Annotated in this window: 3 protein-coding genes; all 3 read left to right on the forward strand. The window is 38.3% G+C overall.

Going from position 1 to position 2,086, the window contains the following annotated elements; genetic code table 11:
• Nucleotides 1-1,000 precede the first annotated feature (1,000 nt).
• Nucleotides 1,001-1,366 (forward strand): winged helix-turn-helix transcriptional regulator, encoded by a 366-nt coding sequence (locus KKA81_17050; protein MBU2652636.1) that lies wholly within the window; start codon nt 1,001-1,003, stop codon nt 1,364-1,366.
• A 209-nt stretch (nt 1,367-1,575) separates the two neighbouring features.
• The gene (locus KKA81_17055) at nt 1,576-1,767 is read left to right on the forward strand and encodes a hypothetical protein (GenBank protein ID MBU2652637.1); all 192 of its coding nucleotides are present in this window, start codon (nt 1,576-1,578) and stop codon (nt 1,765-1,767) included.
• Between the two features lie 9 nt (nt 1,768-1,776).
• Nucleotides 1,777-2,043 carry a type II toxin-antitoxin system RelE/ParE family toxin gene (locus KKA81_17060; GenBank protein MBU2652638.1) on the forward strand — a complete coding sequence of 89 codons (267 nt, stop codon included), beginning with the start codon at nt 1,777-1,779 and terminating at the stop codon, nt 2,041-2,043.
• Nucleotides 2,044-2,086 lie beyond the last annotated feature (43 nt).

Consider the following 2,086-nt stretch of genomic DNA (forward strand, 5'->3'; position numbering starts at 1 on the left):
AAAGATCAGGCATATTTTTACAACACATCATACAGCAGCATGAGCGGTGAGCGGTGAGAGGTGAGAGATGAGAGGTGAGAAGTGAGTTGTGAGTCGGATTGGCGCTAGCCGATAGAATTAAAAAGCAAAAAAGAACCAAAAATGGCAAATAGCACCCCTAAACCCCTAAACTCTAAACCCTAAACCCTGCAATCTGAACCCTGCAACCCCAGTTGATTGACGATCAACGATTAACGAATAGTGATTTTTGAAGTTACGGTAGCAGAAAGTTCTTTGGCTACGCTCGGGATTCGACTAAGTGCACCAACTGCCAGCGAAGCCGGTAAATCTGTGTAATAATAAATCTGTGTAAATCCGTGTAATCTGTGTTTAAAAAAAATCTGTGTTTAAAAAATCTTTGTAAATCTGCATAATCTGTGGTTGCTTCGACTTCGCCTCTACCACATTCATGAATCGTGAGTCGTCAGTCGAATTGCCGCCAGCCGATAGAATTAAAAAGCAAAAAAGAACCAACAATGGCAAATAGCACCCCTAAACCCCTAAACTCTAAACTCCTAAACTCTAAATCCTAAACCCTGCAACCTGAACCCTAATCTTAATCTTCAACGCTTGACCATTTATCAGAAATAAATAATGCCAACCAACTCCACAAAAAGCATTGACAAGCTGCTTGAATTAGGTGAAGGGCAGTATATCGAATTTAAAGAATCATTCGATAAAAGCATACAAAAGGAGATTGTGGCATTTGCAAATGCTTCTGGTGGTACAATATATCTAGGAATTTCGGATACTGGTATTTTAAAGGGCATTGGAATTAATAACAAGCTTAAATCTCAAATTCAGGACATTGCTCATAATTGTGATCCTTCAATTTTAATTGATCTTACAGAAATGGATTCTTTATTGGTAATTGAAATTCCTGAAGGTAAAAACAAGCCTTATTCCTGTTCAACAGGTTTTTATATGCGAATGGGAGCAAATTCCCAAAAAATGACAAGGAATGAGATCCTTTCACTTGCCATTAAATCAGGAAAAGTCAGGTTCGATGAGCAAATTTGCAGCAACTTCGATTGGAAAGACTTCGATGAAGATAAGTTCATGTATTACCTTACACTCCAACGAAAATGGCACCAGTAAGGTCACCGATAAAGTCACCGATAGAGTCACCGATAGAGTCACCGATAACCAGAGATTAATTCTGCAATACATTATTGAACAGTCTGGAATATCAACAAGGGATTTAGCTGAAAAAGTTGGATTATCGCAAAGGAAAATCAAAGAGAACATCGCAAAACTGAAAGCGCTTGGCCTCCTCAAACGCATCGGCCCCGCAAAAGGCGGCCACTGGGAAGTGCTGGAAAAATAACCGACTACAACTAAACGCATACGCCGTCCTATCCGACAGCAGCACCATAAGTGAAGAATCATGCAGGGACTTGTGCAATTACAATATCAGTTTACAGATAGTGACCCTAAACTTCTAAACCCTAAACTTCTAAACCCTAAACCCCTAAACCCTAAACAAGAAACAACAAACAAATCACATAAATCCGTACCTTTAGAGAAAACAACCACATGCTCGACATAAAGAAAACATACGTTACAGATGAAAACAAACGGCCTATAGCTGTTCAAATTGATATCCGAACATTTGAGAAAATCGAACAAGCTTTGGAAGATCATGCACTGGCTAAGTTGATCGAAGAAAATGACCCCGGTGATTCATTGTCACTGAACGAATCCAAAGAGTATTACGATAATCTTTGATTTCCCATAATGGAGATTCGGATAAACAAAAAATTTCTCAAAGAACTATCCTCTATTCAGCAAAGAGATAAGATCAAGATTGAGCGTTTTGTTTTTGAAGAGTCACTGGAGTTCAAATCATTAAAAGATGTACCAGGCTTAAAAAAGCTAAAAGGCCATTCACATTACTACAGAATTAGATTAGGCCAATACCGGGCAGGACTGAAATTTGAGGATAATATTCTAACCTTTGAAAGGCTGATACACAGAAAAGATATCTATAAATACTATCCATAATTAATATATGTTTGGTGTATAGTACTTGAGTATAGCAGAGAGT

Source organism: Bacteroidota bacterium (assembly GCA_018831055.1).
Lineage (GTDB): Bacteria > Bacteroidota > Bacteroidia > Bacteroidales > B18-G4 > M55B132.